The 23,220-nt window shown below is 48.7% G+C and carries 23 protein-coding genes and 1 pseudogene; 12 read left to right on the forward strand and 12 right to left on the reverse strand.

What is annotated here, in order from left to right; genetic code table 11:
* Nucleotides 1-4: 4 nt before the first annotated feature.
* On the forward strand, nt 5-1,801 hold the full coding sequence (locus G459_RS0115405; protein ID WP_026968438.1) for a RagB/SusD family nutrient uptake outer membrane protein: 1,797 nt from the start codon (nt 5-7) through the stop codon (nt 1,799-1,801).
* A gap of 129 nt (nt 1,802-1,930) precedes the next feature.
* The gene (locus G459_RS0115410; RefSeq protein WP_026968439.1) at nt 1,931-3,157 is read left to right on the forward strand and encodes an alkaline phosphatase family protein; all 1,227 of its coding nucleotides are present in this window, start codon (nt 1,931-1,933) and stop codon (nt 3,155-3,157) included.
* Here G459_RS0115410 and G459_RS0115415 read toward each other — a convergent pair whose 3' ends face one another.
* Nucleotides 3,158-3,577, reverse strand: a complete 420-nt coding sequence (locus tag G459_RS0115415) for a YidH family protein (RefSeq protein ID WP_026968440.1) — start codon at nt 3,575-3,577, stop codon at nt 3,158-3,160. It abuts the gene before it with no gap.
* Nucleotides 3,578-3,786: 209 nt separating this feature from the next.
* Here G459_RS0115415 and G459_RS0115420 point away from each other — a divergent pair, with 209 nt between their 5' ends.
* On the forward strand, nt 3,787-4,932 hold the full coding sequence (locus tag G459_RS0115420) for a DmpA family aminopeptidase (protein WP_026968441.1): 1,146 nt from the start codon (nt 3,787-3,789) through the stop codon (nt 4,930-4,932).
* Between the two features lie 17 nt (nt 4,933-4,949).
* Nucleotides 4,950-6,155, forward strand: a complete 1,206-nt coding sequence (locus G459_RS0115425) for a hypothetical protein (protein ID WP_026968442.1) — start codon at nt 4,950-4,952, stop codon at nt 6,153-6,155.
* A 3-nt stretch (nt 6,156-6,158) separates the two neighbouring features.
* Here the strand turns inward: G459_RS0115425 and G459_RS0115430 are convergent, their stop codons facing one another.
* Nucleotides 6,159-7,535 (reverse strand): methyltransferase RsmF C-terminal domain-like protein, encoded by a 1,377-nt coding sequence (locus G459_RS0115430; RefSeq protein ID WP_026968443.1) that lies wholly within the window; start codon nt 7,533-7,535, stop codon nt 6,159-6,161.
* 132 nt (nt 7,536-7,667) lie between these two features.
* On the opposite strand from G459_RS0115430, the gene G459_RS0115435 reads away from it, so the two are divergent.
* On the forward strand, nt 7,668-8,030 hold the full coding sequence (locus G459_RS0115435) for a DUF1304 domain-containing protein (protein ID WP_026968444.1): 363 nt from the start codon (nt 7,668-7,670) through the stop codon (nt 8,028-8,030).
* Between the two features lie 29 nt (nt 8,031-8,059).
* On the opposite strand, the gene G459_RS27695 is transcribed toward G459_RS0115435, so the two are convergent.
* The 4 genes from G459_RS27695 to G459_RS0115455 form a co-directional block, all read right to left on the reverse strand.
* Nucleotides 8,060-8,377, reverse strand: coding sequence for a nucleotidyltransferase domain-containing protein (locus tag G459_RS27695; protein WP_035456106.1), 318 nt, complete (start codon nt 8,375-8,377; stop codon nt 8,060-8,062).
* The gene (locus G459_RS29055) at nt 8,347-8,733 is read right to left on the reverse strand and encodes a HEPN domain-containing protein (protein WP_051315259.1); all 387 of its coding nucleotides are present in this window, start codon (nt 8,731-8,733) and stop codon (nt 8,347-8,349) included. Before G459_RS29055 ends, G459_RS27695 begins: the two co-directional genes overlap by 31 nt.
* 81 nt (nt 8,734-8,814) lie before the next feature.
* The gene (locus G459_RS0115450; protein ID WP_026968445.1) at nt 8,815-10,341 is read right to left on the reverse strand and encodes a hypothetical protein; all 1,527 of its coding nucleotides are present in this window, start codon (nt 10,339-10,341) and stop codon (nt 8,815-8,817) included.
* Nucleotides 10,342-10,346: 5 nt separating this feature from the next.
* Complete coding sequence (locus G459_RS0115455) at nt 10,347-11,447, reverse strand: vWA domain-containing protein (protein ID WP_026968446.1); 1,101 nt, start codon at nt 11,445-11,447, stop codon at nt 10,347-10,349.
* A 195-nt stretch (nt 11,448-11,642) separates the two neighbouring features.
* Between G459_RS0115455 and G459_RS0115460 the strand changes: the two genes are divergently transcribed.
* Nucleotides 11,643-11,876 (forward strand): hypothetical protein, encoded by a 234-nt coding sequence (locus G459_RS0115460; RefSeq protein ID WP_026968447.1) that lies wholly within the window; start codon nt 11,643-11,645, stop codon nt 11,874-11,876.
* Here the strand turns inward: G459_RS0115460 and G459_RS0115465 are convergent.
* Together G459_RS0115465 and G459_RS27705 are read right to left on the reverse strand one after the other, a co-directional pair.
* Nucleotides 11,873-12,283, reverse strand: a complete 411-nt coding sequence (locus G459_RS0115465; RefSeq protein ID WP_026968448.1) for a type II toxin-antitoxin system VapC family toxin — start codon at nt 12,281-12,283, stop codon at nt 11,873-11,875. The genes G459_RS0115460 and G459_RS0115465 overlap by 4 nt on opposite strands.
* On the reverse strand, nt 12,276-12,533 hold the full coding sequence (locus tag G459_RS27705; protein WP_035456109.1) for a DUF6364 family protein: 258 nt from the start codon (nt 12,531-12,533) through the stop codon (nt 12,276-12,278). Before G459_RS27705 ends, G459_RS0115465 begins: the two co-directional genes overlap by 8 nt.
* 262 nt (nt 12,534-12,795) lie before the next feature.
* Between G459_RS27705 and G459_RS0115475 the strand changes: the two genes are divergently transcribed.
* Nucleotides 12,796-15,489 (forward strand): DUF7133 domain-containing protein, encoded by a 2,694-nt coding sequence (locus G459_RS0115475; RefSeq protein WP_026968449.1) that lies wholly within the window; start codon nt 12,796-12,798, stop codon nt 15,487-15,489.
* A gap of 97 nt (nt 15,490-15,586) precedes the next feature.
* A complete protein-coding gene (gene queG / locus G459_RS0115480; RefSeq protein ID WP_026968450.1) occupies nt 15,587-16,519 on the forward strand; it encodes a tRNA epoxyqueuosine(34) reductase QueG in 933 nt (310 codons plus the stop codon).
* A 139-nt stretch (nt 16,520-16,658) separates the two neighbouring features.
* Here the strand turns inward: queG and nadC are convergent, their stop codons facing one another.
* Together nadC and G459_RS0115490 are read right to left on the reverse strand one after the other, a co-directional pair.
* Nucleotides 16,659-17,516 (reverse strand): carboxylating nicotinate-nucleotide diphosphorylase, encoded by an 858-nt coding sequence (nadC, locus tag G459_RS0115485; RefSeq protein ID WP_026968451.1) that lies wholly within the window; start codon nt 17,514-17,516, stop codon nt 16,659-16,661.
* A 42-nt stretch (nt 17,517-17,558) separates the two neighbouring features.
* Nucleotides 17,559-17,942, reverse strand: coding sequence for a DUF4783 domain-containing protein (locus G459_RS0115490; protein WP_035456112.1), 384 nt, complete (start codon nt 17,940-17,942; stop codon nt 17,559-17,561).
* 136 nt (nt 17,943-18,078) lie between these two features.
* Between G459_RS0115490 and gpmI the strand changes: the two genes are divergently transcribed.
* Together gpmI and G459_RS0115500 are read left to right on the forward strand one after the other, a co-directional pair.
* A complete protein-coding gene (gene gpmI / locus G459_RS0115495; RefSeq protein ID WP_026968453.1) occupies nt 18,079-19,602 on the forward strand; it encodes a 2,3-bisphosphoglycerate-independent phosphoglycerate mutase in 1,524 nt (507 codons plus the stop codon).
* Entirely contained in the window at nt 19,602-20,159 is a 558-nt protein-coding gene (locus tag G459_RS0115500) for a hypothetical protein (protein WP_026968454.1), read from the forward strand. Before gpmI ends, G459_RS0115500 begins: the two co-directional genes overlap by 1 nt.
* A gap of 58 nt (nt 20,160-20,217) precedes the next feature.
* Here G459_RS0115500 and G459_RS0115505 read toward each other — a convergent pair whose 3' ends face one another.
* Together G459_RS0115505 and G459_RS0115510 are read right to left on the reverse strand one after the other, a co-directional pair.
* Nucleotides 20,218-20,628: a hypothetical protein gene (locus G459_RS0115505; RefSeq protein WP_026968455.1), complete on the reverse strand. Its 411-nt coding sequence runs from the start codon at nt 20,626-20,628 to the stop codon at nt 20,218-20,220.
* Nucleotides 20,629-20,704: 76 nt separating this feature from the next.
* Nucleotides 20,705-22,399 (reverse strand): amidase family protein, encoded by a 1,695-nt coding sequence (locus G459_RS0115510; RefSeq protein WP_026968456.1) that lies wholly within the window; start codon nt 22,397-22,399, stop codon nt 20,705-20,707.
* Between the two features lie 61 nt (nt 22,400-22,460).
* Here G459_RS0115510 and G459_RS0115515 point away from each other — a divergent pair, with 61 nt between their 5' ends.
* Both G459_RS0115515 and G459_RS30270 read left to right on the forward strand, forming a co-directional pair.
* Nucleotides 22,461-22,904, forward strand: coding sequence for a hypothetical protein (locus G459_RS0115515; RefSeq protein ID WP_035456115.1), 444 nt, complete (start codon nt 22,461-22,463; stop codon nt 22,902-22,904).
* 48 nt (nt 22,905-22,952) lie between these two features.
* Nucleotides 22,953-23,220, forward strand: a pseudogene (locus G459_RS30270) (hypothetical protein); the annotation flags it as partial.

The following is a 23,220-nucleotide window of genomic DNA, read 5'->3' on the forward strand; positions in this document are numbered from 1 at the left end:
CATCATGAAAGCGAAAAATTATATAGCAATCATCGGAACAGTCCTCGCATTGGCGTCCTGTCAGGAGGACTTCATGGATCGATATCCACAGACTTCAATCGCTCCGGAGGCGTTTTTCAAAACTGAGGAAGACCTTCAGTTGTATGTCAATGGCTTGATCTCAATGCCCGGAATGGGAAACTACCTGGGAGACCAAAGCAGTGACAACATGGCGACTACGGGAGCCATCGAGATCAAAAATATCATGACCGGAACACCTTCTTCTCAGACGGTCACCGGTGGTTGGGATTGGGCCCGGCTCCGAAACATCAACTATTTCTTGGACAATTACCAAAACGCGGTCGCTCCAGATGACGCGGTCAATCACTTTGTGGGTTTGGCCAGATACTACCGGGCACAGTTTTACTTTGGAATGGTCAAAAGATACTCCGATGTGCCCTGGTATGAGACGACTTTGAGCCCCACAGATGAGGACTTGTATAAGACCCAGGATTCCAGGGAAGTGGTCATGACCAATATCATGGCGGATCTGGCGTTTGCCGCCGAGCATGTGAGAGAAAGCGTCCCCCTAGGCACTCCGACGGTATGGGCTGTGAAGGCATTTTACGCTCGGGTTGCACTCTATGAAGGAACGTATCGAAAATACCACTCCGAATTGGGCTTGGGCGGTACTGCAGCCGAGTTTTTACAGACCGCCGTCACACAGGCCCAAGACCTCGTCGACTCTGGCAAATTCTCAATTTACAGCACTGGAAATACTGCAAATGACTATGCGACGCTCTTCAACAGTACGAATCTCGTCGGCAACCCCGAGGTAATCTTGGTCAATGCCTATGACGTCAACAAGGACCGAAGCAGCGACAACAACACCGGAATCTTTGGGGACTACGAGCAGTCGCCATCGAGGGACATGATCATGTCCTACCTGATGGCTGATGGGACTCCCTATACCGATCTGGAAAACTTCAGGACGAAGGGATTTGTTGAAGAGTTTCAAGATCGGGATCCCAGATTGATGCAAACCATGGCCTATCCCGGCTGGATCAGAGAGCCAAATGCTACTCCATACATCCAGACGCTGAGCAAGAACTTCACCGGCTATCACCAACTGAAAGGGTACAAGAACACCACGGATAATATCCAACGTGCCAGTGTCGACTTCCCGGTCTACCGTTTTGCGGAGATATTGCTGATTCTGGCGGAGGCAAAGGCCGAACTGGAAGTGCTGACTCAGTCCGATCTCGACATGACCGTAAATCGACTGAGATCCAGAGCAGGAATGCCCCCGCTCTCTCTCACAGAAGCCAACGCCAATCCGGACGACTTCCAAGCCGCCAAATATCCGAATCTTGGCGGATCAAATCTGGGGACCCTACTCGAAATCAGGAGGGAACGTAGGGTCGAACTGGCAATGGAAGGCTATCGATACGATGACCTGATGCGCTGGAACGCAGGCAAACTCCTTGAAGTGATCCCTCAGGGAATGTATTTCGCAGGCTTGGGAAAATATGACATGACCGGAGACGGAATCGAAGACATCATCTTGGTGGATCAGGATTCAAGCATTCCGGTAGGCGATGCCAAAGAGAAAAACAGCCTCGGAGTGACGCTGATCTATTACAAGGCAGGTTTGATCACTGACAATGTAGACGTGTTCCTGGAAAACGGAGAAGACGGAGGCAATATGGTCACAGAGACCAAAGCCAGAAACTTCGTCGAACCCAAATATTACTATCGTCCTGTTCCCATGCAGCAGATGGTCTTGAACCCAAATCTGGTTCAGATCTTTGGATGGGAATAGATAGGTTGAGTAGGTTGAGGCCGGTGGTCTTGAGTAAAATCCAAGATCGCTGGCTTCGATTTTAGTAGCTTAGACCAACCAACGCATCCTTTACATTCTCCCTTCGGGAACAAATTCTTTTGATTCAGCATGAAAAAAACGTTACTCGCTCTAGCCCTTGGATTTCTTCTATTTCCCGCTGTGGCTCAGACTAAAGCCAAAAAAGCAATTTTTATCATCGTTGACGGAATCCCGGCTGACGTCGTGGATTCAGTTCCGACACCCAATATCGACCAAATCGCAAAGGTCGGCGGCTTCACCACAGCGGTCATGGGAGGAGACGTGGGCACCTATAGCCAAACGCCAACAATCTCAGCGGTCGGATACAATTCGATGCTGACGGGAGTTTGGGCCAACAAACACAACGTCTGGGGAAACGGAATCGAAGATCCGAACTACCAGTACTGGACGATCTTTAGAGCTTTCAAAGAAGCAAATCCCGGTAAAAAGACCGCAATCTTCTCGACCTGGCTGGACAATCGTACCAAACTGCTGGGCGACAAATTACCGCAAACGGGTCACTTCTCTCCTGACTACTACTTTGATGGGTTTGAATTGGACACGGTGAATTTTCCACCTCAAAAAGACCGGTCACATTTTCACCTCATCGACGAAACCGTCTCCAAAGAAGCCGCAAGATATATTCATGAAAAGGCGCCCGATCTCTCCTGGATGTATCTCGAGTACTCCGACGACATGGGGCATACCTACGGCAACAGCCCCCAGATGATCGACGGGCTGAAGAAAGCCGATATTCAAATCGGCAGAGTCTGGGAAGCGATTCAATACCGGGAAAAGAACTTTGACGAAGATTGGCTGATCGTCATCACCACCGATCACGGCAGAACTGCAGACGGATTCGGACACGGTGGACACAGCGAAAGAGAGCGGACGATCTGGATCGCGACCAATGGCAAAAACCTGAATTCCCATTTCGAGGACTCACCGGAGATGGTGGATATTTTCCCGAGTGTTGCCCACCACCTTGGCTTGGAAATCCCCAAAAGTCAGGCGATGGAACTGGACGGAGCTTCCTTCATCGGACCAATTGATGCGGTGGATTTGAAGGCAGAACTGACGGATGGAAACTTCAAATTGACCTGGAAATCCTACTCAACGGGGCAAACGGGAAGAGTCTGGATCACTGCTACCAACCACTTTAAATCCCGCGGCTTGGACAACTATTCGCTGATGGGTGAGGTAAAACTGGAAGAGGGATCGGCTACCTTCTCCACCAAAGGAATGGAATCAGACTTTTATAAAGTGGTGTTGGAGACTCCCGCTGGGTACCTGAACTATTGGATTGTCAACGATTAATCAGGGATTATAAGCCCGATAGATCATCAAGAGCGCTACAGACGTCGAGAGACATAGGAGTATGATGGCCAGGATGGCTGCTACCGAGTAGCGGCTTTCCGGATAGCTGGACTTTAATCTGGCCATACTGACCCGGTGCTGACGCAGGGATAGGATCAAGACCGAAATGGCGATGCAATACAGAATCAGGGCAAGTTCCCTGCCTGTGAACGATTCGAAAAGAGGCCTTTTCCCGGATTCCAAACGGTTGAAGAAAAACTCATAGACCCCGACCGCGATGGCTAAGATGGTCAGGGCTGTTCTGATCCAAGCCAGCTGCAAACGTTCAAAGGCAGTCCGCGTCCGCTCCAATTGGATCAGTTTCTTTGCATTTTTCTTGCGGGATTTTTCCAAATCCTCTTCTTCCAACAGATCAGCCATAGCCGTGGGTTTTCTCTTCTGTGATTTTAGTCAAAAATTCACAGAAAAAATCACGTTTTAGCCAAGGTGTTTATGTCAAATTTTATCGGGAAATTGTCGGCAACATAATCGGTAAGATGAACCTTCCCGAAATTTTTCCCAAAATTGCCGACTTAAAGAAAAGACCTTCTCGCTCACAAGGCGGCGCGGGCGAATCAAAACTTGAAACCATGATTTTTCACCCTCCGGGAAAAGGTATCGTAAGGTTTACTTTCTTCTTTATTTTGAGCACGCTGCCAAGCTTTTTACTTGCTCAGACGCGTCCTCGAGAGAATGGAGTGCGATTTGGCGTACTACCGACCGGCCGGCTCAATGCGATCACGGATGTGAAAGGGCTGAAGGTCGGACATTTCACCAAGGTCGAAGGGGAAAACATCCGAACCGGAGTGACGGCGATCTTGCCGCATGGAGGTAATCTTTTTCAGGAGAAAGTGCCGGGAGCGATCTTCGTCGGAAATGGCTTTGGCAAGCTGGCCGGCGTCACGCAGGTGCAGGAATTGGGCACAATCGAATCTCCGATCATCCTCACCAACACGCTGAGCGTGGCGGCGGGGATCGAAGGCGCGGTCCGTTTTTCTTTGGCACAACCGGGAAATGAATCCGCCCAATCGGTCAATGCCCTCGTCGGAGAAACCAACGACGGCTATCTCAATGACATCCGCGGCATGCATATTTCTCCCGAAGAAGTCATCCAAACCATCGAATCCGCTGAGGCTGGGCCTGTTTTAGAAGGAAATGTCGGAGCAGGAACTGGCACCGTCTGCTTTGGCTGGAAAGGTGGCATCGGGACTTCCTCCCGTACCCTCCCCGAATCGCTCGGGGGCTATACGGTCGGTGTATTGGTCCAGACCAATTTTGGAGGGAATCTCCAGATCTCCGGAGTTCCGGTTGGGGAAAAGCTCGGAAAATATCCCTTCAAAGATGCACTCCAAAAATCGGACGGAAGCTGTATGATCGTGGTAGCGACCGACGCTCCGGTGCTGGAGCGCAACCTGAAGCGGATGGCGCAGCGGGCTATGATGGGTCTGGCGAAGACAGGCGGGATAGCGTCCAACGGCTCCGGAGACTATGTGATCGCCTTTTCCACCCACGAAGGTCTGAGAATTCCCCATTCCAATCCATCTCAAAAGCTCCTAAAAGCAGAATTTCTTGCAAACGACGACATGACGGCGCTTTTCCTGGCAGTCATCGAAGCGACCGAGGAAGCGATTGTCAATTCCCTTTTCGCAGCGGAAACGATGACTGGAAAAGACGGGCACCAAGTGGAAGCGTTGCCGAAGCAGGAAGTGCTGGATTGGATCAAAGACAATAAGTAGTTTATTCAAATTTTTCGATGGAAGATTCTGAGATCAAAAAGCAGCAGGAAATGACCTGGCTGGAACACCTTCAAAGAAACAGTTGGGAGCCGGAAGTGATCATTTCGGGTATTTCGCTGGCATTTCTATTCGTGATTCCTTCCAGACTCTTTGACATCTCCGTCATCCTGATCCAAGATTATGGACTGGAGCAGGTTCCTGCAATGTTGATCTTGGTGTATTTTTCGGTGATCATCTCAGTGTTCAAAATTTTTCTCGTCACCCATTTGGTGATGCGCTTTATCTGGGCTGGAATGCTGGGAATTACCTATGCGTTTCCTGATGGGATAGTGAAGGAAAGGCTCTTCAAGTATTCCCAATCTTTGGAGTATAACTCCCCGCAATATTATCTGCTGAAGATGGAGCGATGGTGCAGTATGCTGTACGGCGCTCCCATCTCGGTGGCCATTCCGATTTTTTCGATCACGCTCTATCTCCTTGCACTGATCGGGATCTATTTGGTTTTCGATCTTGATTTCGAGGTTGTCTATATCGTTTTTATGATGACTATGATTGGCTTTGCCATCGGAGGGATTGTTGGTAAAAAATCTAAGCTGAAGAACTTTATCGGAAAGAGCATCAGCGGTACGATCGGGGCGATTTATCAGAGTAATATTGGAAAATGGTTTTTTGCATCGTTTTCCTTGACCTTGGTCGTGTTGGCGATGCCATTTATTGCTCAGGATCTAAGCGGATTCTCAGCTTTTTATGCAAATGTAAATACGGACGATTCCGACTACGAATGGCCGGATGACCGGGGGTATTTTGAGGAATACAATCCTGACGGAAAACGCTTTGCGAGAATGTGGACTTCGAACAAAACTATTTCCGGCGAGGTGCTAAATCTCTATCTCGTTCGCTATGAACGTGAGGAAAAGGCAATCCCTCAGATGAATAAACTCCTGGAAACTGACACCATTCAGTGGAAAAAAGTGGAATCCCTCGCAGATCAATACCTTATTTACGTCAATGATTCTCTCATCAAAAACGAAAAATGGGTGAAAGTGAGAGCCGGCCTTGCAGGGCAAAGGGCCCTGCTGGGTCAGATCCCAACTGGTCATCTCCCTGCGGGAATTCATGAAATCAGACTTGAAAAACTGACTTACCTACCGCCGTTTTTGGGATCAGGCAATCAGCTCAGACATCGGAAAAAGTGGGCTAGATTTGAGTTTATCAAAGAGTAACCATCAGATGCGGATCCGCCAATCTTTGGGATAGTAGTTATTTACGCGGTTGCCGAGGTTTTTCACCCAGCCGAGCGGAAGATCGTGATAGGTCATGAGCACCCAGCCATTGAGCAATCCCGCTATCTCAAAGTCATTTTTTCTCAGAAACTCCAAGGCTTGTTCTTTCGAAAGTTCGTGACTTTGGAATTGATGTTTTGGCAAAAGAGAAAGTGCCCATTCGTGTGAAGGAATCCAGTCCTTCTTCTGCTTTTTGCCCAACTCCACACCGAAATAGCGAAGGCTGAGATGCAGCGACAACTTCTCGAAATGGCGGAAAAAATCCCGGCTGATCCGGAAGTAGGAGTCGTTGAGCGTGTAATATTTTCCATTTCCGTCGAAGCCCAGTTCTGCCTCCAGCGCCTGGTCCTCATTCATATTGACGGATTTCAAGACTGCATGCTTGAAGTCCTTAATCTTGCCGGGCTCCAGCGTGGATGCGGATTCGGGACGCTTGAGCACAGTGATGAAGAAGCCCTCGCCCTCGACTTTGTGTTGGAAAAAGCGGTAGCCGAAGAAGGTGCCATCGGCAGTTTCCACCGGAGATTCTACGATGTTCCAAGTCAGATCGAGGGGCACTCTGACCGGTTCGAAGGCAAATTCCTCGGTAAGAAACCGGATCATGTCTTCATTTTCCTGCTCGTTGAATGTGCAGGTGGAATAGACCAAATAGCCTCCACCCTTGACCAAGGCGCCGGCTTTGTCCATGATACGCTTTTGGCGTGCGGAGCAAAGCTGGACATTGTCAGGCGACCATTCTTCGCGGGCCTGAGGATCTTTGCGAAACATGCCCTCGCCAGAGCAAGGTGCATCGACCAGCACCAAGTCGAAAAATCCCTCCAAAGGCTCAAAATGGTCGGGGTCATTGTTGGTGACCACGGCGTTGCCAAGTCCCCACTTCACCAGATTTTCTTTCAAAATCTGCGCTCTGGACTGGATGACTTCATTGGCGACTAAGAGGCCATCGTTGCCGAGGTAGGAAGAAAGCAAGGTCGATTTCCCTCCCGGAGCGGCGGAGAGATCCAAATAAACGCCTTTCGGCACGGCCAGTGAATTCAGGACATGCTCGATAAACATGGACGATGCCTCCTGCACGTAATAAGCTCCGGCATGGATGGCGGGATCGAGCGTGAAGCTGGGTCTTTCGTCCAAAAAGTAGCCGTTTTCTGACCATGGAATGGGGCTTTTGGGCCAGGCAGTCGAAAAAGGTTTGCCGGGATTGAGTCGAATCGAGGTGCGGGAAGGCTGGTCGATTGCCGTTTTAAATTGCTCAAATTCGGCGGCGCCGAGTAGCTTGAGCATCTGAGACTCGAAGGCCGGAGGAAGTTGGATTTCTGGCATGGGGCAAAGATAGTTTTTTTGGTCAACGGTCGACCGTCCACAGTCCACAGCCGTCTCGGTCCGTACATTCAGCGGTCTTCTCTCAATCGCAGACTATTACCCTTTTTCCCTATCTTCCAAATAAAACAGACTATGCAACTCCTCGCCGATATTCTCATTGCAGCCATTGCCGCACTTCACCTGTATTTTCTCTACTTCGAAATGTTCGCTTGGGACACGATCGGGAGGAAAACCTTCAAACAAATCCCGGCTGAGGTATTTCCAAAAACCAAAGTTCTCGCCGCCAATCAGGGCTTGTATAACGGTTTTTTGGTGGCGGGCTTGGTCTGGTCGCTGTTGATTGAGGATCCAATGTGGTCGTTCTACGTTGCCGTCTTTTTCCTCAGTTGTGTGCTGATTGCCGGTATTTTTGGAGCGATGACGGCAAGCAAAAAGATCTTTTTTGTGCAGGGACTTCCTGCGCTGGTCGCTTTGATTTTGCTGCACTTGAAGTGAAAAATGTCCGTAGGGCTGGAATTCCTTAATCAAGCTATTTGAATTCCACTTTCCTTAACCTTTGTAAGCAAGGGTGAGCTTTCTGAATTTTCGTACTTCTTTGTTCCCACCAACATCGGCTCGATCCGAGAATTAACTTTACTGGTCAAACGCCAAACTTTTCCAACTAGTGTGTCATTTGATTCTTCAAAGCCATCAGACACTAATAGTACATCAATATCGCTGTCCTCTGCGGCTGAATTATCACTGTAGCTTCCGTATAAAAAAGCCTTGCTCACTGATATGCCTTCTGCTCGAAGCAGTTCGACATATTTTTTTAGTAACTGAATAACTTCTCTTTGAGCCATGACAATTGATTTTTAGTCTCTTTCAAATAGCCTTGAATAATACGCGATTCGGGAACATAGGGTTGATAACCAGGATACCTTCCTTCAAGTTGATATTTCATCAATATTCCGAAAAATTCCAACATAGTATCATCTAAGGTCAGATTGGATTTCTCAGAAAGATAAATCAAGTTATGCGATTTTGGAGCCAACTGGCCTGTAACCTTGACTACATGGGCTTTAAGTGCTTTTTCGATTACCAAATGACAAAAGAATAATCCGTGGAGATAGCGCCGTTTTTCGATTAGAATTTGGGCCACTTCAAAATCATCTTCGGCTCCATTGATCCAATAAGTAACCTGCTTTTCTATATCCATTTCCTTCTGCACTTGTAATATCTAAAGAGAAACTACCATTTTAAACTCCAATTCACAAAAAAAGAGGCTTTCGCCCCTTTCTTAATTGTCGTCTTCTTCCCCGAAGTCGCCCTCGTCCGCTGTCCCGATATCAAACATGGAGCTGAACAAGTCCTTGAACTGCAACCCTGTGTCGAGCACCTTTTTGCTCAGTTGGGAATACTCAGCCAATCCATGCAGTGCAAATTCCATGTAGAATTCCTTTTCTTTTTCAGAGAGGCCCTTCACCATCTGGGTGACGACTTCCTCCAGTCCCGGCACGGCGTGGAGTAAGGTTTTATAGGCTTTGTCTGGCTGCGATGCCAGAATATCCAGCGTATTTCCTTCCCCAAACCAGGCCAGTGGAATCACATAAGGATTACCGCCTTTGTCTTTTTTCTTTTGCTCCGGAGATGGGAAATAGTTCACAAACTGGGTTCGGATGGCTTTTCCAATCAGATTGAAAGCGACTAGTCCAGCTCCTTCCTGCTCGCCTTCGTAGACCAGTTCGACCTTTCCGGTAATCGCCGGTATGACTCCAATCAGGTCGGCGATCCGAACCACCGTGTTGTTTTCCCCATTGAGATAAAGCCTCCTTTCCGCGGCGGAAATCAGGTTTTCATAAGCGGAAATGGTCAATCGGGCCGACACGCCGCTTTTCTCGTCCACATACTCTGAGCCTCTCGCCTCAATCGCAATCTGCTCGATGAGGTCCTTCATCAATTCGGGAACGTGAATATTTTCCACCGGTTTGCCTTTGAGATTGGCTTCCTGTGCGGTGATTCTCCGGCCGATTTCGATAGATTTTGGGTAGTGGGTGATGATCTGGCTTTCGATTCGGTCTTTGAGTGGCGTCACGATGCTTCCCCTGTTGGTGTAGTCCTCAGGGTTTGCGGTGAAGACAAACTGGATGTCTAGGGGCAATCTGAGTTTGAAGCCACGGATTTGGATGTCCCCTTCCTGCAGGATATTGAACAAGGCGACCTGAATCCTCGCCTGAAGATCCGGAAGTTCGTTGATCACGAAGATGCAGCGGTTGGATCGCGGCACGAGTCCGTAATGGATCACCCGCTCGTCGTTGTAGCTCAGCTTCATCGTGGCTGCTTTGATCGGGTCCACGTCTCCGATCAGATCGGCGACGGATACATCTGGCGTTGCCAACTTCTCTGAATAGCGATCATCGCGGTGGAGCCAGCTGACGGGTGTGTTGTCGCCTTTTTCCTCGATGAGATTTTTTGCAAAAGAGGAAAGTGGGAGCAAAGGATCATCATTGAGTTCCGAGCCAAATACGACCGGTACATATTCGTCCAGCAGGTGCGTCATCATCCGCGCGATGCGAGTTTTTGCCTGGCCACGGAGGCCAAGCAAATTGATGTTGTGCCGAGACAGGATCGCCCGCTCGATATCGGGAATCACGGTGTCTTCATAGCCCCAGATTCCTTCAAAGACATTTTCTTTTCGCTTGATTTTTAGGATCAAGTTGTCACGAAGCTCTTCTTTGATGGATTTGGGTTGGTAGCCGGAAGCCTTGAGTTGGCCAAGGGTTTTGATTTGGGTGAGTTCTTTTCCAGTCAGTTTGTGGTATTCCATGTGGATCAAAAGCGTTTGGTTCGGTTTCTTCTGTAGTCTTCAAAAATCAGGTCGCCAAGCCCTTTCAAGCTGCTGTAGTAGGCATTCCCGTTGTTTACTTTGGTAAATTCTTTGACAAATTCCTTCAGGTAAGGGTCCGAAGCGATCATGAAGGTCGTCACGGGGATCTTGAGTTTTCGGCATTGTGCGGCCAGCTTCAGCGTCTCACCGAGGATCTTGCTGTCAATACCAAAGGCATTTTTATAATACTTGATGCCCACTTTCAGGCAGGTCGGCTTGCCGTCGGTGATCATGAAGATCTGCTTGTTTGGGTTTTTTCTCCTGCGGAGTAGATCCATGGCGAGTTCCAATCCCGCCACTGTATTCGTATGATAGGGCCCAACCTGCAGGAAAGGCAAATCTTTGATTTCGATCTGCCAGGCGTCATTTCCGAATACTATGATGTCGAGCGTGTCTTTCGGATAGCGTGTCTTGATCAATTCCGCCAAGGCCATCGCCACTTTTTTCGCAGGCGTGATCCGATCTTCTCCATACAAAATCATCGAGTGGGAGATGTCGATCATCAGCACGGTGGACGTTTGGGATCGAACCTCGTTTTCCATCACTTCCAGATCGTCCTCGGTCAGCAGGTAATCGCCTGAAAAACCATGGTTTGCCTGTGCATTCCGCAGCGAATCTGTCAGTGCGATCTGATCCAGATTGTCTCCGAACTCAAAAGCCCTGCGATCGGTCCCTCGCTCATCGCCCGTGCCAGAATGGGTGGTCTTGTGCTGCCCGGATTTTCCACGTTTCAGCTTCCCAAAAATCTCCTCCAAGGCATTTTTCCGGATCGTCTGCTCTCCTTTGCCGGTCACCTTGAATTCGCCTTTTTGGTTTTCCTCGGTCAGGTAGCCTTTGGTCTTCAGGTCTTCGATGAAGTCTCCAATGCCGTAGTTTGGATTGGTCATGCCGTAGCGATTGTCCAGGTTGGTGAGCCAACTCAGGGCTTCCGCGACGTCACCGCCGGTCATGGTCACCAGCTGCAGAAAAATATTCAGCAGGTTTTCGAAGGTGTTTTTCTCCGGATCATTGGGAGGCACATATTGGGTAAACCGAAATCCTTTCATTCTAAGACGATAGTAGCAAGATGCGAGACACTAGACGGGCACGTTGTTGAAAATTAGCAAAGCTCGTCCATAGAACGCGCTTTTTTCAGAATAATAGCGATGGAAATGGATCTCTCGAAGAGCTCCGTTGCGCTAAAGAGGTAACATCACGAAGCGATATGGAGTTTACTATATCAGAGAAAATTCCCGAAAAAGATGAAAAACTACCTCGCAGCTGTAGGACTAGTGACCGGGATCTTGATCGTCTTTGTCACGTTGATTCAGATGAATGTCGCGCATTTTCTGATTTGGGGGATCTTCTTGGCCTCGCCCGGACTACTGCTTTGGATGGTTTGGTCGGTACTGAAAGCTCCAGTGGAAGTAGAAGAAACCTTTGACGAGCAATGGTATCAGGATCGACCGGACTTGAAGCGAAAGCCTCGGGTCTAGGAGGCAAAGAATTCTTGGGGGGATAGAACGGGAATTTCCTCAGCGTATTTGAAATCCTTTTTGTCTCTGGTAATCAAAAAATCAGATTTGTTGGCTAAGGCCGTGTAGTATTGCAAGGCGTCTTCTTTGTCCTTAAAATTTGATTCTAAAGACCTATAGATCACTTCCTTCCCTCCCGAGAGTACGTCGCACACCATAATAAATTTATTCATTACAAACTCAGAATGAGGCAGCTTGTAAACACTGAATGCTAGGTAATAGAGATTACCCAAACTACTCTCGGCTATTTGCAGTCTAGCCAGGCCGTTGGAATGTAAGCTCAAAAACAATTTGGCATCCTGATAAAAGGGCTCCCTTTTGCCAAGTAAATCCAAAACCACATTGGTATCCAAAAATATCTTAACCATATTTTTCTTTCAAATATCGGGTCAATGCAATTTTGTCGGACACTTGCGGTGCCTGAGTCGGCTCCATCTCCTCCAGTCTTTTTAACAACCTACTAGCAGCAAGTTGTGATTCTGAGGATTGGATTGAAGGATTTTCCTTATCAAAAATCTCTTCAAACATCTGGGAAAGAGAAATCCCCTGACTTGAGGCTTTCATCTTGGCTTTTTCCACAATTTCTTTTCTGATGGTCAATGTCAGTTTCGTCTTCATAGCTACACGTGTCTAGTATAAATATACGTGTGATTCAGAAAAAGAATCGAATTTTCAAGGGGCTTTTTTCTGACAAGCCTCGAAGGGATATTGGGGGACACCTTTTTTTGCGTAGTTCTCTCCGCCCTATAGTCCGAAAAATTATTTTGCTGGTACCTCCTTTAGGGCAAAAAACCATATTTTGCCCTCCCGAAAATCAAGCCTCAAAAAGCACAGTCCCTTTACAATAGACCTCCGGTCTGTTAAATTTCTCTGATTTAAGATGCACTTATCCCAAAAACTCCTTTTTGCTTCACTTTTCTCCATCGTCGCATTGTCCAGTTGCAAGCAGGAAAGATCCCCATTTGATGTTTCTCCGGCGGAAAGTCTGGATCCTAAACGTGCCGAAGCTCCCTATCCAAGTATTGCCATTCCGGCCGACGTGGACATGGAATCTCCCCGCTGGAAAGGAATTGACCTGACACCTGCGCCTCCGGTGATTCCGGTTTCTGCCAATGAGGAAGCAAAAACCTTTGTACTCAAGCCTGGATACAAGATCGAACCCATCCTCTCCGAGCCGCAGATCCGTGAACCCGCGGCGATTCAATTTGACGGCAACGGGCGAATGTATGTCCTCGAGCTTCGCAGCTACATGCAGGATATCGATGCCAACGGGGAGCTTTTTGCCACCTCACGCATCTCCAGATGGGAAGATACCGACGATGACGGCGTATATGAAACAGGCGTCGTGTTCTTGGACAGCTTGGTGTTTCCTCGCTTTATAGTTCCTTTCGGACCAAATACGATCTTGTCTATGGAGTCCAACGAGGATCACGTGTACAAATACACCGACACGGATGGAGACGGCAAATCCGACAAAAAGGAGCTTTTCGCCACAGGTCTAGGCCGCTCCGGCAACGTCGAGCACCAGACCAGCTTCCTCACCTGGACGATGGACAACTGGATGTACAGCACCTACAATGCCCACCGGATTCGCTGGACGCCTGACGGTGTGATCCAAGAGCCGACGGGAAATCCCTACGGACAATGGGGCGTGGCACAGGACAACTACGGTCAGGTGTGGTTTCAGGACGGTGCCGGCGGAGTGCCGCAGAATTTCAATTTTCCCATCGTCTATGGAAATTTCCGCGTAGAGGGTCAGTTTCAGGAAGGATTCAGAGTGCCTTATAGCCTGGTTAAATTGGCAGATTTTGAACCGGGGATGCGGGAAACCAAGGCTGACGGATCCCTCAATAATGTGACAGGATCAGCTGGAAATGACGTGTTTCGCGGTGATAAACTTCCAAAGGAACTCATCGGGCAATATTTCTACGGCGAACCTGTGGGCAGAATCGTCCGCCAGGTCAAGTCTACCAAAGAAGAAGGACTCACCTATCTCCAAAACGAATACATAGCCTCAGAAACAGAGTTTATCCAATCAACCGATCCGCTTTTTCGCCCAGTAGATATCGCCACCGCACCTGATGGCACGATGTATATCGTCGATATGTACCGCGGCATCATCCAAGAGGGAAACTGGACGCAGGACGGCAGCTACTTGCGCACCAAGATCCAGCAATATCAGATGGACGACATCATCGGCAACGGCCGAATCTGGCGACTGAGCTACGAAGGCATGCCGAGAAGTACCGAAAAGCCGCGCATGTACGACGAAACCACCGCCGAGCTGGTCAGGCACCTCGAGCACCCCAACGGCTGGTGGCGAGATCAGGCCCAGCAAAACATCATCCTCAGACAAGACAAATCCGTCGCCGGAGAGCTGGAAAAGATGGTCAATACCTCCACCAACGAACTGGCGAGAATCCATGCGCTTTGGACTTTGGAAGGGCTGGGAGCTTTGAAAGCCGAAACGGTCAAAAACCTGATGAAAGACCCGAGTCCGGCTATTCGGATTCAAGCCTTGAGAGCAAGTGAGACGCTGTATAAATACGGAGAAAAAAGCCTGGCGGAAAACTACCGCACAATGGCTCTGGACGCTGATCCAAGCGTGGTAATCCAGGCGATTCAAAGCGCTTACATCCTGAAAATCGAAGATGCCGACAAACTTCTTAAGTCCAGTCAGCAGGCGAATAAAACCAAAGGCGTTCAGCTAGTCACCACTCAACTTTTGGAACGGGAAGAAGAGGCGAAAAAGCTGGCCTCCACCAAATACTCACCTGAGGAGCAAGTGCTTTTTGCCAAGGGCAAGACCATCTTTGACAGCTACTGCTCGACCTGTCACGGAGTGAAGGGGCTTGGCACGCCAACTGGCGGCGGAGAGCTGATCGCTCCGGCATTTTCCGGTTCGCCACGCATCATGGGCCATCCAGAATACGCGGTGAAAACCTTGCTGCACGGCCTGACCGGGGCGATCGAGGGCAAAGAATACGAGGGAGTGATGATCGCCATGAACACCAACGACGACCAGTGGATCGCCTCAGTGGTGTCTTATATCCGCAATGAATTTGGGAATCAGGGCAGTTTTGTGGATGCCGATTTTGTCGCGCAACTTCGTAAAGAAACAGAAGCCAGAAACTCCAACTATAACTACGATGAATTGGTCGGGGAAATCCCGAAAGCACTTTTCCCGCAGGATACCTGGAAAGTAACCGCGAGCAGCACGGCGCTTCAGGGAGTCGGGTCGACCAAAGATCCCTCCTATGCATTTACCTTCAAAGGCTGGAAAACAGAAACTCCTCAGGAGCCGGGCATGTGGTTCCAAGTGGAGCTTCCCAAGGAGCAAAATCTGGCGGAAATACAGTTTGACTCGGGAGATGAGCAGTTTCCGCTGAAATATACCGTGTCGGTTTCCGCTGATGGTTCCAAGTGGACAGAGGTTGCAACCGGAGTCGGCGAAAAGGGAATCAATACCGCACGTTTGAAAACTCAGGAAAGCGCCAAGTTTGTACGAATTCAGGCAGCTGAGAAGGGCGAACAACCTTGGGCGATGAAGAAACTGACGATCTACGCGAGGTAAAAATTGAATTCCATCAACGAGAAACAGCCCGAATTTCGAAAGTTCGGGCTGTTTGCATTTTGAACTGACGAAAACTCCGATTACCTATCTTTGCGCCATGAGTCCCGCCGAAAGACATGCTTCCATCCTGAAATCCACTGCCAAGCGGCTGGGGTTTGATTTTTGCGGGATAGCGAAGGCAGAGTTTTTGGAGGCCGAGGCGCCAAAACTGGACGACTGGCTCAGCCGAAACTACAACGGTCAAATGGGCTATCTGGCCAACCACTTTGACAAGCGACTCGATCCCACTAAGCTGGTGGAAGGAGCCAAGACAGTCGTCTCACTCATCTACAATTACTATCCAAATCAGAAGTTCCCCGAAGGAAAGTCCGACATCAAGCTAGCCAAATACGCTTATGGAGCCGATTATCACCTCGTGATTCGGGAGAAATTGACCGAGTTTCTGGAGATCCTCCGAGAGGAAATCGGAGAAATCAACGGTCGGTCTTTTGTAGATTCTGCTCCCGTGATGGAGCGGCAATGGGCTCAAAAAGCGGGTTTGGGTTGGTTGGGAAAGAACAGCCTGCTACTCAATCGAGAGATGGGAAGTTTCTTCTTTTTGGCGGAGTTGATCATCGATCTGGAAGCTAGTCCGGATGCTCCCTTGGCGAAAGATTATTGCGGAACCTGCACAGCCTGCGTCGACGCCTGCCCGACGGATGCGATCGTGGGGGATGGCGTGATCGACGCTTCCCGCTGCATCTCTTACTTGACGATCGAACTAAAGGATGCGATTCCCAGTGAGTTCAAGGGAAAGATGGAAAACTGGGCTTTTGGCTGTGATATCTGTCAGGATGTGTGTCCTTGGAATCGTTTTTCCAAGCCAAACAAGGAGCCCCAGTTTAAGCCGAATCCAGAACTAGCCAGCTTCTCAAACAAAGAGTGGGTCGAAATGACCGAGGAGACGTTTCGGCGAGTGTTTGACAAGTCAGCAGTGAAGCGCACCAGGTTTTCAGGCTTGAAAAGAAATCTGGATTTTCTTGAAAAGTAAGGAAGGAAAGGCGTCTATCTTATATAAGAGAATCAAAATAGAATTTCTCGCAAAAGCGAGAAGACACAAAGAGTAGAAAACTCTGCGTCTCTAGCGTCTAAGCGAGAACGAACCTTGCTGCTGCCCTCTCACTCTTTCCTCAAACAGCCTTTAGGCTCATATCCAACGCCGTGACAGAGTAGGTCAGCGCACCCATGGAGATAAAATCGACTCCGCATTCGGCGACCAGCGGCAGCGTTTCTTCGGTAATTCCCCCAGAGGCCTCGGTTAGAAATCGCCCGTCGATCAGCTTCACAGCGGTTTTCATCGTGTCATAGTCCATATTGTCCAGCATGATATAATCGATGCCGCCGACGTCCAGAACTTGCTGTATTTCGTCGAGATTTCGGGTTTCGACCTCAATCTTGAGGTTAAGGCCTTTTTCAGCGAGGAATCTTTGGGTGTTCTCTATCGCGGGTCTGATCCCTCCGGCAAAGTCCACGTGGTTGTCTTTCAGCATCACCATGTCGTAGAGCGCAAAACGGTGATTTACGCCCCCGCCGATCAGCACGGCCCATTTTTCCATCATTCGAAAGTTCGGAGTCGTCTTGCGGGTGTCCATCAGTCTCGTCTTGGTATGCGAGATCAGCTGGGTCAATCGGTTGGTTTTAGTAGCAATCCCACTCATGCGTTGCATGCAGTTGAGCACGAGCCGTTCGGCGGAAAGAATCGATGCGGATGGTCCTGAGACAAGCAAAGCCACATCCCCGACTTTGACTTCGTCGCCGTCTTTTTTCAAAAACTCAACCTGAAGTGCCGGATCGACGGCCCTGAATATCTCTCCGGCCAGTTCCAATCCAGCCAAAATCCCCTCGTCTTTGATCAGGAGCTGGGCTTTGCCGGTTTTTCCCGCAGGGATAGATGCCAAAGAAGAATAGTCTCCGGGGCCGATGTCTTCGAGCAGCGCTGAGGTGATAAAAAATCGGAGAGCTTCCGGGGTCAGATAGGGTGGCTTCATGCCGCAAAAATAGCCAAAACTACCGGCTTGAGCTTTTCAAACTTAGCTTTTTACAAAATCCAGACTGTAGATCCGGACTCCGTTGCCATTTTGAGAGACTTTAATGAAAACCTGGAATTTTCCCGGGTCGCTGGAATATTCACCAACGTAAGTACTGAGACTGCCGGGATTTTCGTTTTGGAACACAAGGGAAAAACCGCGGGAAGGATTCTTCTTAAAAAAGTCCTTTAAGACAATTTCGGCTTGGTTTTTAGAATATTCTCCTTGCTGGCCGTTTACATTCATGGAGATGCTAGAGTCAAAAAACCGGGCCAAATCACTGCTGGAGCCACTTTCGATAGCCGAGACGATCGGCTCAATAGTTCCCCCTTGGTCGGGGTTGGAAAGCCACAGGAAAACTGTCAGGAAAAGATTAAGCACTAGCATCAGCCTTCGTTGGCAAAATCCAAGCCAAAAAAAACCGCTGCAACTTCATTTATTCTGCTTCAAAAATGACGCGGACAAGTCGTGTCAGAAAAGAATTCGGGGGAAAGATTGGATTGAAAAGTAATATATTTGCCGCATGGACAAGAAAGTTTTATTGATGATTTTGGACGGTTGGGGTATCGCAACCAACCCGGCGGTTTCCGCAATTGACAAAGCCAAGACTCCTTTTGTGGATAGCCTTTACACTAAATATCCTCACGCCAAGCTGGAAGCTTCCGGTCTGGCCGTGGGTCTCCCAGAAGGTCAAATGGGCAACTCTGAAGTCGGCCACATGAATATCGGTGCCGGTCGGATTGTTTTTCAGGATCTCGTCAAAATCAACTTAGCCGTTGCCAACGGCGAACTCAATACGCATCCTGTTTTGGCCGCTGCCTTCGCGCGAGCAAAAGCAGCTGGCAAAAAAGCCCATTTCATCGGTCTGGTATCAGACGGCGGTGTCCACGCACATCTTGACCATCTGAAAGGTCTCTGTGACGCAGCGAAGTTTCACGAAATGGAGGAGGTGTTCATCCATGCATTCACCGATGGACGGGACACCGATCCAAAAGGTGGAATCAAATACTTGACGGACCTACAGGAGCACCTGAAAACTTCCGCTGGACAAATCGCCTCCGTCGTGGGGAGATACTACGCCATGGATCGCGACAACCGCTGGGAAAGAGTAAAACTCGCCTATGACGCGATGGTCAATGGAGAGGGAGAAAAGTCCAAAGACATCCTCACCGCAATCAGAAAATCCTACGACAACAACGTCACGGATGAGTTTATCCGTCCAATCATCCACGTCGGCGCCAACAACAAGCCGCTTGCGACGATCCAGGAAGGCGATTTGGTAATCTGCTTCAACTTCCGCACAGACCGGGGTAGAGAAATCAGCCAGGCATTGACCCAGCGGGATTTTGAGGATTACAACATGAAAAAACTCAACGTGGAGTACATCACCTTCACGAACTACGATGACACATTCCAGGGAGTTGAGGTGCTTTTTGACAAGGACAACCTGAATAATACTATCGGCGAAGTGCTGGAGAGAGCTGGCAAAAAACAGATCCGAATCGCCGAAACGGAGAAATATCCACACGTGACGTTCTTCTTTTCCGGAGGAAGAGAGACGGAATTTATCGGGGAAAGCAGGATCCTGTGCCCGTCACCGAAAGTAGCGACCTACGATCTCAAACCGGAGATGAGCGCCTATGAAATCGCATCCAAGATCAATACCGAGCTGAAAAAGAAGAGCGCTGATTTCATTTGCCTCAACTTTGCAAATGCCGACATGGTGGGTCACACGGGCGATTTTGATGCAGCAGTGAAGGCTTGCGAAGCGGTGGACGAATGCGCTCAGAGCGTCATTACTACGGCTTTGGCCAATGACTATACCATCATCGTGATTGCCGACCATGGCAACTCAGATATGATGATCAACGAAGACGGCACGCCAAATACCGCGCACACCACGAACCTAGTTCCGATAATCATGGTTGATGACCATGACCAACTCGCCGTAAATGACGGAAAACTCGGAGACTTGGCACCGACTATCCTGAAGTTGATCGGTGTCGCGATTCCGGAGGAGATGACCGGAGATATCTTGCTAAAGTGATGAAATTGAAGATCCATTTAACATTCGGGCTGCTCATTTGGGCAGCTTTTTCATGTGTATCCCATGAGGAAGGGAAAAAGTTGGAAAAGCTTCCCTACTTCAATCTGAAGGGTTTTATGGACCTGGAGCTTGCCAAACTCGATGGGGCAGAAGTGACGAAACTCTCCGAAATCGACGGGGAAGAGACGACGGTCGAAAAAACCTACTCGCTGAAAGAATGGAAAGAGGAGTTCGAGGCCTTTTACAGCGCCGATATCAATACGCCTGCGATGGCACTTTCCTATTCCACAGAGACAGAGGGCGAATACTTGATTCACAGACTTTTGCCTGACACAAAAGGAAAAGTGAAGGAGATCAAGATCAAATACATCAAGGAATATCCCACATCGGTGAGTATTAAGACTGCTGACAAAAATCTCTTTTTCTCCACCACCACCATCGCCGATTTTTATATGAATCTGGCAACCGAAAAGGTGGATCACTACACCATCGAAACCACCCAAAAAGTATGGTTTCTAGACCCGACGCATATTAAGATTTCGGGAGTGGTGAAGTAGTGGATTGAAGGCATCAGGTAGCAAATATCAAGAACGTTTGAAAGACTTCTGGCCCTAGTCAGTCGTTAATATTTTTTAAACAAAGTCTCAAGTCCTTAGCTGATTTTAAAATCATTTTTTCAGTCTTGTCTTTTGTTTCAAAGTCCTTAAAGTGTCTGTGATTATTTTCGAATTCAGCCTTGTCTAAAGTTTTTAAGTGTTTGTCTGTCAAATTTCTTAAATGAAAAGTCTTTGAATTGTCGTCATAGTCGGACCTTTTCCCTTTGTCTAGAGTAAATATTATCACTCGAACATAATTTTCGATTGTCTCTAATGAAATTGAAATAATTTTTGACTTGTTGTCTGTGTACTCAACGTCATAGAAAACGTTTCCATTAACCTCTCTTTTACTCAATTCATATTGAAATTCAGTCTGTAGGAACTTGAATGTCTTTGTCACAAAGTCTGTAAATGTTTCTTCTTTAATCATCTGGCATTTGGTCAAAATTGTCCGAGAGGCTTTTCTACAACAAAAAAGTGCATATATCCGCCCACTGAAATAGGTTTCATCTGTCAAACATCGGAGGGCGCTTGGCTTGCCAGTCAGTGTTTTTCTGGATCAGCCGGCCCAGCATGATGAGTTTTTCCTCGTCAAACAGATTCGCGAGTAGTGTGATCGAAGTAGGGCCTCCATTCTCTGCAAAACCATTGGGCAGGCAAAGCGCAGGATGACCCGTCAGATTGGTGATCTGCAGCTGCTGCCCTGCAAACGAGGGCGTCACGATCACGTCATATCCCGCAAACAGCTCGTGCATCTCTTGGATCAAAAGCGTCCGCTGTCGGCTCATCTGGACATATTCAACAGCCGGAATCAATCGCGCTGAGCGGAAGATATTCGGCCAGGCATTGCGGTGCTGCGCGACCAATTGATCATCCAGATCGAGGCGGGTCAGTTCATCAAATGCTGCAGCACCCTCCACCAAAAGCATGTTCACAATCGGTCCCGGATTCATGCTTGGCTTGAGTTCCAGCGGATGCAGCTCAATTCCCTGATTTTCCAACACTTCCAGTACCGCCTGATCATTCTTGATATTTGGCCGATCCCCTTCGAAAAAGGATTTGAAGTAGCCGATCTTGAGTTTCTTGACGTCATTCTTAGCCGAGTAATTGAAAGCTGCGGGGATCGTGGAAGCGTCTTTTTCATCTTTTCCATTGAGGATAGACAGTACGATCGCATTATCCAAAGCAGATCGGGAAATCGGCCCAATCTTATCCATCGACCAACTCAGTGCCATCGCACCGTGTCGACTCACCCGGCCAAAAGTCGGCCGAAGTCCGGTGACGCCGTTTCGGGTCGAGGGTGAGACAATTGAGCCCAAGGTCTCTGTCCCGATAGCGAAAGGGACCAGCCCGGCGCTCACTGCGGACGCAGATCCTGCCGAGGAACCGCTCGATCCTTGCTTGAGATTCCAGGGATTCTTGGTCACTCCTCCGTACCACACATCTCCCATGGCCAACGCTCCCAAGGTAAATTTTCCGACGAGCACTCCCCCGGCTGCATCGAGCTTTTGAACCACTGTAGCTGTTTCATCGATGACTTGCTCATGGTAAGGTGCGGCACCCCAAGTCGTCTTGGTGCCTTTTACCGCCAATAGATCTTTGATTCCATACGGAATTCCATGAAGCGGACCGCGGTATTTTCCAGTGGCAAGTTCTTCGTCCATCGCACGGGCTCTGGCCATCGCGGGCTCTTCCATCAAGGTAATCAGGCATTGGAGCGTATCAGAGTAGGTTTTGATCCGGTCGAGGTAGATCTTGGTCAGACGCTCGGAGCTGATTTGTCTGCTTTTGATCATGACGGCGAGTTGATGGACGGGGAGGAAAGCGATGTCGCTTTCCTTTTCCGGCAAGGTTACCGATTGGGGAAGTCCCCAGTCCGCGATCTCCTGATTTTGATTGGGGTAAAATCCCTGCGGAAGCGGATTGAAGACAAGCGCGGGACTGACCGAGTTTTCGAGTTTGGTCTTTCTCAGGATTTCAAAATTGTCCCGCTGGGTATTCAGGGCGCTGAGCATGCTGTCTTTTTCCGAAGGGGAAAAAGTCAAGCCAATCAGCTCCGCAGCATGATCAATGGTCGCGGGGGTAATTTCTCCGGCATTTCTTCCCAGCGTAAATCCCAAGGCTAGAAATGTTGCTGCTCCCAAGATCATAAAAGCGCGGAGCTTTAAGTGGTTTTTACGCTGCATTGGATAGTTTTGCATAGGACACCGAAGATTAGTAGTCTTAAAGGTGTTCCTTTCGCCCAAATAAATCAACCCACCGATGGATCAAAAACCGGCATTCCCCACATTCCCAATGCATTTCAGAGGATTGTTGCTGCTGGCAGGAATGTACACGATCGCTTGGTCGGCTTTCTATAAGTGGCTGGGGCCGCCATTGCTCAAGTGGCTGGCGATGGGAAATCCAGAACTGGTGGATTTGCCTTCCAATTATTTCGGGAGCTTTGGGCTGATTGTCGGTCTGCTGATCTTTGTTTCGGCCTTTTATCCCGTGACTTGGGTCTGGCTGATCTTGGCAGGAATCACCGGAAAAAGTATTTCAGCGATTTGGTTTGCGCTGGGATTTGCCTCAGAACTCGGATGGAACAAGCGCAGCATTTTTCACCTCGTCTTCAACGAGTTGATCTGGCTGGTTCCGTTGATTTTGGTTTTTCTCAGAGCCCTGCAGGTGAAAAATTACCTGGATCAAAACGATCTGGAGGAATAGTTTTAGGCGGCTTTTTTGGGAGAAAAAAATGGTTCTACCACGAATTTAATGGAAATGGTATCTTTAGGCAAAAAGATGTTCACAGAGAATTTTTTCACAAAGCTGCTTGATCTGGAAGACGGTTGGATAGTTGAATCTGTAGATTCGGATTTAACAAAGGAGGAGATCTACATACAGGTTGTTTGTGTGTTGGATCAATTGGAAGACGCTGGATCCGGAGAGTTCTGCAAGGTTTATGATTATGCGCCGGAGCGTTCTTGGAGGCATTTGGACACGATGCAATATAGGACTTACATCAAGTGTCGGCTCCCTCGAA

Source organism: Algoriphagus terrigena DSM 22685, from assembly GCF_000429445.1.
Classification (GTDB): Bacteria; Bacteroidota; Bacteroidia; order Cytophagales; family Cyclobacteriaceae; genus Algoriphagus; species Algoriphagus terrigena.